Below are 5,736 nucleotides of genomic sequence, written 5' to 3'. Positions count from 1 at the left end.
GCGTGATGTACGAGGCCGCGTCGCGGTAAGCCTGAACCCGGAAGGTGTTGGCGTCTTGGTGTTGCAGCAGGTCCGCAACCTCGTTCAGTTTTTGCGCGATGTAGCGGTTTTCGCGGGTCTCATCAGATTGCGCAATCGGGGCTGTCATTGTGTCTCTCAGCGTTACAGGCGTCATACGGGACACCCTGCAATATCGCTAACTGTTGCATTTGGATTTGCTTTGACATTGCTCAATCCCGAGGGGCGGACATCCGGCAGACCTGCCATTGCGCATCACGGAGTGCGTGAAAGCACGCTTGATGACCGCCTCCTATGTATAAAAAAACATGCTCTGTAATGCTAGCTGGGCGTAGAGCCGCCGCGTTGAAGCAACTCAACCCACATTGAAAAAGCTCAGCCCGCCCTCCAAAGGATTGTTCAATATTCCTTTCTTGGCGATTGTATTGTCCGCATAGCGGTCATTAATGAAGGGCGCAGCGAGTGACGGCTTTGAGCCGATCTTGCCGAAAAACTCCATTTTTGGCGCTGTACAACGAAATTTTTCGCCGTACAGCTTGACGAGCTTTTGGTGGCGAGAGGTTCGGCGAAATTGGCCTTTCGTCGCTCACGCGCCATCTATCTTCGCCTCACGAACGATCTCGCCTGACTTCCTAGTATGACAGGGTTTTTGCCCAAAAATCACGATATCTGAATTTCGGAGCTTTTCAACACAATCAGCCCAAAGCAGTCATCGGTTTTGAGACACATCAGGCTCAGTCCTGAATAGATTGAAGATAATAGACTAGTGCCAGAATTCGCCCTTGAACCAGTTCTTCCCCTAGGGGGCCTGAGATGAATGGATTAGACATGATGTCTTTCGTGAACGCGCTTCCCCAAACAGGCATTTCTATCCCATGCGCCTGAATGTTCCTTTCTCCCTTGATCGACTGATAGACTTCACTGAATGGAAAGTGTCCGTTGTTGTCATTTTCGAGTGATCGCAAGCTCTTGGGCTGGGCAGAGAAAAGAACACCGACGGAACCGTCACCCCTGCCGGAATTGCCATGGCAGGCCGAGCAATTTTCTAGGAATAGGCGCTCCCCAATGCTGAAATCCTGAGAACTGGCCGCTGAGGCGGTTAGACTGAATACGGCGGTTGCGGCAAGAACGCCCATTTTACGACAAGACCAACTATTCATGAGAAATCTCCCTTTTTCCGGTTTGGCTAAATGGGATCATCAAGCAAGAAAGTCTGAACTAATTGATATCCGTCAAGCCATCTACATGCAGATAGAACAAAGCGCTCAGCGATCGCAGAGGCGCATTTTGAATTCGAAAGCACATTCGGCCCCGTCTTCGTTCTCATCTCGTATCCCTCCAAGGGTTACGATGAGCGAAAGACACTCCTTTAGCAAAACAAGGCTGCCTGTCTCAAAGGCCGTGACGGGTTACACACACCTGCTGTTTCGACGACGAGAGAGTGTCATGCTTCGTTTCAGTCGGATGCGAAGTCTAGAAAAGTTCGCCGCCGTCGACGCCTCGAATTATAACCTGTTCAATTCGGAAAGAAGCCTCAACATACGGACCATCTTCAAGCTCAATCGCTCCGCCGCTCTTACTGAATGGCGCGGTCTCGGCGCGACATAAGTGGCAGCCTCAATTCCCATTCAGAAACTGGTTCGAATTAGTCTGCCAGCACCGATCTGAGGCGTCATGTCAGACGTGGCTGAGCTGGGGTGTCGGCGGCTCTGCGACGGCTTTCTCTTGCTGCGGGTAAAGGTAATCGCGCGTCAGCGGCACGGCATCGATGCGGCGCGAAAGCTGCACCTGAAATACGGCCTGGCGGCTATGACGAAAGGTCTGTTCACAGGCGGCCAGATAGAATCGCCACATCCGCACGAAGCGGTCGTCATAAAGCGCGCGGACCTTGTCTTCGTTCGCCTTGAACCGGTCGAACCAATGCCGCAGGGTATAGGCATAATGCAACCGCCATGTTTCGACGTCCGCCGCCCAGAGGCGCGAGGTTTCAACGGTCCGCATTACTTCGGACAGGGTGGGGATGTAGCCGCCGGGAAAGATGTACTTGGCAATCCAAGGGTTTGTGGCGTCCGGTGCGGCGGTCCAGCCGATGGTGTGGATCAAAGCAATCCCGTCAGGGCTCAGCCTGTCGTGGATCGTTTTGAAGTAGGTCTCATAGTATGGCAGTCCCACGTGTTCGAACATGCCTATCGAAACGATCCGGTCAAATGTTCCCGTCACGTCGCGATAGTCACAAAGTCGGTAGTCGACGCGGTCGGCCAGCCCCTCGCGCCGGGCGGTGGTCTTGGCATAGGCGTGTTGCTGTTCGGACAGCGTGATACCAAGAACCTGCGCCCCGTAATCCCGCGCCAGCGTCCGCGCCATGCCACCCCAACCACAGCCGATATCCAGCACCCGCATGCCGGGTTCGATCATCAGCTTGCGCGCGATGTAGTGTTTCTTGTTGGCCTGTGCCTGTTCCAGACTGTCGCCTGGATCCCGGAAGTAGGCGCAGGAATACTGGCGGTCGGAATCAAGAAACAGATCGTATAGCGCGTCTGACAGATCATAGTGATGGGCTACGTTGCGCCTTGCCCGCAGGGTCACGTTATTTTGCGAAAACCGGCGCAGCGCGATTCTCAGTCCGGGCAACAGTCTCTGCCACCAGACATGGGCCGTATCATCTCGGTTAGCGACGATCAGACCTAAAAAGCCCTGTAGATCGTCTTCTTCAATTGTGAGTGTGCCGTTCATATAGGCCTCGCCCAAGGCCAGCTCTGGATTAAGCACAAGGTGCCTGACGGTTGCTGTGTCGTGCAGGTGAACATGCACTGGCGTGCCGGTTCCGTCGCCATAGCGAAAGTGCTGACCGTCCGGCAAGGTCACCTGCAAGCTGCCGTTTTGCAGTAATCGGCGCAGCATCAGGTCAAACGCGCGTTGCCACATCTGATGGCCTCTCATTCTTGGGCAGCGTACGGCACGATACGAAGGCTGCTGACGGTAGGCGCACCCAAAAGAAAGCTGGTAACGTGAACCGACGGTGCGGCGCGCGGTATTTCTATTTGGACAGCCAGTACTCGAAATATGTACCACTGCGATCACGGCACGGATTGAGCGATATCAAACCGTCCCACTCGGGTGCGAAGGTTTGAGAAAAGCCCACGCGGCCTTAGTATTGCGGATCGTCAAAAACACAGGAGACAGCTGTCGGGGCACAACTGGCCATATGCCCGTTGTCAGTCTTTCGCAGGTTTGCCCGGGCTTGCGCTGACGGTCACATGGGCCGGTCGGATCAGCCGTTTTCCCAACGCCAGTCCGGAACGACGAAGAACAAGAACCTCCCCCCGTTGATCTCGTCTGTCTCCTCGATTTGTATGCCTTCGTGCAGCATTGGGTCAAAGGGCGTGTTTTTCGGCGTGATGATTCTGACGACAAGCGCTTTCACGCCCGTCTCGAATGTGGATCGGAAGTATGTGAGGCCGTCCAGATGCGCCGCCAGTTGCGGTGTATCGGCGGCGGGGCTGGCCAGCGTGGCCTCAGTCGCGCGACATGTTCTTCCCCGTAAAACTGGGCCGTTATAATGGCCTCGAGAGGGGGAGTTGGGATGGCGAGGAAGCGACATTCAGTCGAGGACGTATTGAAGCTGCGGCATAAGATACAATTGCACTGTTCTTTTGGAACTTGGTGCGCTTTGGTCTGACCGTGCCTTTCACCAACCTCGTGAAGATAGGGCTCAATGACGGCCGCCGCCTAGCGGCGCAAAACGTTGGTCGTTGACTGATTGACCAGCGTCAATGCTCCTGCATCAACTACGATTAGATAGGAAAGCACCTTATGAGGATTGTTCATGACGACCCAATCCGAAGTTATAGCGTTCCTCGCTTCGCCCCACGCGTTTAATAGTTGTGAGGATGTCTCGGTTATCGAAACACACGGCGCGCTCGTATTTTTGTGCGGCCCTGTCGCGCTGAAGCTGAAGCGTGCGGTTAAGTACGATTATATGGACCTTAGTACGGTCGAATTGCGTCATGCGATGCTGGTTCGTGAGATCGAGCTAAACGCGCCCTTTGCGCCGATGATTTATCGGGATGTGCTGCCAGTGACACGGCAAGATGAGGGCCTGGCGCTGGCGGGTGACGGGCCGGTTGTCGATTGGGTCTTGCGAATGTGGCGGTTCCCGGCGGAAGACGAATTGCAGGAGATCGCCAAGCGTGGCGAGCTTGATGAGGAACTTGCTCTTTCCATGGGCGAGGCGGTTGCAGCATATCACAAGGCGACGCCAATAGTTCGCTGTCCCGGCAGCCAACTGATAGGTGATATTCTGGACGAGCTTCAACGCGTGTTTGCGGAGTTCACAGGATCTATGGGGATGATGCGCATCCCAGTTTGGGCACATGAAGCGAGAGACGCTTGGATGAGTAACCGGTCGTTGTTGGACGCCCGTGGTCTGTCGGGTCACGTCCGACGCGTCCACGGCGACATGCATTTGCGAAACTTTGTACTGATGGACGGTCAACCGACACTCTTCGATGCGCTGGAGTTCGATGAGATATTGGGCACTTGTGATGTTCTTTACGACGTTGCCTTTTTGATTATGGACATGTGCCACAGTGGGCTACAAAAACAGGCATGCAGGGTTTTGGATACATGGCTTTGCGAGGCGGAGGGCGAGGAAGACGATGGTCTGGCGGCCCTTCCGCTATTCCTTTCGGTTAGGGCGGCAATCCGAGCGATGGTGCTGCTTCAGACCGACGCCGCTTGCGAAACGCCCGAAGCGTCTGCGTGTGAAATTGACGAATATATGCAATTGGCTGATGTGTGTCTGCGGCGGCCGCCGCCAATGCTGGTTGCTGTCGGCGGGTACTCTGCCAGCGGAAAAAGCATACTGGCCCGACAAATTGCGCCTGATATAGGCGCGCTACCTGGCGCAGTCATTCTTGCGTCGGATATGGAGCGAAAGGCCGGGCTTCAAAAGAAACAAGCTCTCAATAAAGAGGCATACACATCCGAAAAACGCACGGCGGTTTATCAGCGGATATTCACTCGTGCGGAATCGATCCTCAAGGCGGGGCATGCGGTGGTGCTGGACGCGACATTTCTAGGTCCCGATCTGCGGAAGAAAGCGGCAAGCGTTGCTGCTGTGTCGGGAGTGCCGTTCGTTGGCTTTTGGTTGGACGCGCCGCAAAGGGTTTTGGAAGACCGTATCGAGGCACGGCGCAAGGCGGCGTCTGATGCAAATATCGACGTTCTACGGCGTCAGTTGGCGGCCCCAATCGGTGATCTGAGCTGGTATCGTCTTGATGCGTCAGGCACATTCGAAAGTGTCTACAGTGCTGCGCTCAAGACGCTTGTCCGGGCTCAAAGCTGCGAGCCCCTTTCGTGATCAATCGAGCCCATTTAGTGATCAATGTAGTGGCACAGTCCAAAACGGGCTACAGGCCTATACTTGAAGCGTGTTAGCATTTTCTAGTTGCAGCAGATCTACAACCTCATTCAGCTTTTGCGCGGTGTAGCGGTTTTCGCGGGTCCTATCAGACTGCGCGATCAGGGCTGTCATTGTGTCTCTCAGCGTTGCGGGGGTCATTCGGGGCACCCTGCAATATCGCTAACCTTTGCATTCGGATTTGCTTTGACATTTCTCAATCCCGAGGGGCAGACATCCGGCAGACTTGCCCTTGCGCATCGCGGAGCGCGTAAAAGGGTACGATCGCGTGGATGAAAAACCTGATCCCGATCCCA

The 5,736-nt window shown here is 54.9% G+C and carries 4 protein-coding genes and 1 pseudogene; 2 read left to right on the top strand and 3 right to left on the bottom strand.

The window, feature by feature from the left end; translation table 11 throughout:
* Positions 1-752: 752 nt before the first annotated feature.
* A complete protein-coding gene (locus BOA8489_RS19705) occupies positions 753-1,178 on the bottom strand; it encodes a c-type cytochrome (RefSeq protein ID WP_093976022.1) in 426 nt (141 codons plus the stop codon).
* 253 nt (positions 1,179-1,431) lie between these two features.
* Between BOA8489_RS19705 and BOA8489_RS20885 the strand changes: the two are divergent.
* Positions 1,432-1,626: pseudogene (locus tag BOA8489_RS20885) on the top strand (IS6 family transposase); the annotation flags it as partial.
* A 69-nt stretch (positions 1,627-1,695) separates the two neighbouring features.
* Here BOA8489_RS20885 and BOA8489_RS19695 read toward each other — a convergent pair.
* The gene (locus tag BOA8489_RS19695; RefSeq protein ID WP_093976021.1) at positions 1,696-2,943 is read right to left on the bottom strand and encodes an SAM-dependent methyltransferase; all 1,248 of its coding nucleotides are present in this window, start codon (positions 2,941-2,943) and stop codon (positions 1,696-1,698) included.
* Between the two features lie 346 nt (positions 2,944-3,289).
* On the bottom strand, positions 3,290-3,442 hold the full coding sequence (locus BOA8489_RS20575) for a hypothetical protein (protein ID WP_176440389.1): 153 nt from the start codon (positions 3,440-3,442) through the stop codon (positions 3,290-3,292).
* A gap of 402 nt (positions 3,443-3,844) precedes the next feature.
* On the opposite strand from BOA8489_RS20575, the gene BOA8489_RS19690 reads away from it, so the two are divergent.
* Complete coding sequence (locus tag BOA8489_RS19690) at positions 3,845-5,380, top strand: bifunctional aminoglycoside phosphotransferase/ATP-binding protein (protein WP_093976020.1); 1,536 nt, start codon at positions 3,845-3,847, stop codon at positions 5,378-5,380.
* The last annotated feature ends 356 nt before the right edge of the window (positions 5,381-5,736 follow it).

Origin of the sequence: Boseongicola aestuarii, from assembly GCF_900184815.1 — a bacterium.
Lineage (GTDB): Bacteria > Pseudomonadota > Alphaproteobacteria > Rhodobacterales > Rhodobacteraceae > Boseongicola > Boseongicola aestuarii.
The sequence above is the reverse complement of the archived record's forward strand: the minus strand, read 5'-3'. Positions and strand labels throughout refer to the sequence as shown.

Coding starts and splice junctions, on each gene's coding strand:
- BOA8489_RS19705 (WP_093976022.1), bottom strand. CDS start 1,178: ATGAATAGTTGGTCTTGTCGTAAAATGGGCGTTCTTGCCGCAACCGCC.
- BOA8489_RS19695 (WP_093976021.1), bottom strand. CDS start 2,943: ATGTGGCAACGCGCGTTTGACCTGATGCTGCGCCGATTACTGCAAAAC.
- BOA8489_RS19690 (WP_093976020.1), top strand. CDS start 3,845: ATGACGACCCAATCCGAAGTTATAGCGTTCCTCGCTTCGCCCCACGCG.